The organism is Arthrobacter halodurans (assembly GCF_041877255.1).
GTDB lineage: Bacteria > Actinomycetota > Actinomycetes > Actinomycetales > Micrococcaceae > Arthrobacter_N > Arthrobacter_N halodurans.
Genome location: NZ_JBHDLJ010000038.1, coordinates 1 through 285 on the forward strand (window position 1 = coordinate 1; position 285 = coordinate 285).

The following is a 285-nucleotide window of genomic DNA, read 5'->3' on the forward strand; positions in this document are numbered from 1 at the left end:
CACGGTCTCGGGCGTCGGCTGCGGGGCGGGGTCGTTCCAGAAGTCCTCCCACGCCTCGTCGGCCGGGTCGCCGCACGGGTTCCCCTCCGGGACGGCGGGCTGGACGGGGGCCGCGGCGCCGGCGGCCGTGGCACCGGCGGCCGTGGCACCGGCCTGGACCATGGCCGCTTCGGCCTGGACGCCGGTTTGGTCGGTGGCCGCGCCGGCTCCGGTCTGGATGGTGGTCTGGTCGGTGGCCGCGGCGCTGGCCTGGATGGTGGCCGCGCCGGAGGCGTTGGCGTCCGG

The 285-nt window shown here is 78.9% G+C and carries 1 pseudogene; it reads right to left on the reverse strand.

What is annotated here, in order from left to right:
* Positions 1–285: pseudogene (locus tag ACETWP_RS17330) on the reverse strand (hypothetical protein); the annotation flags it as partial.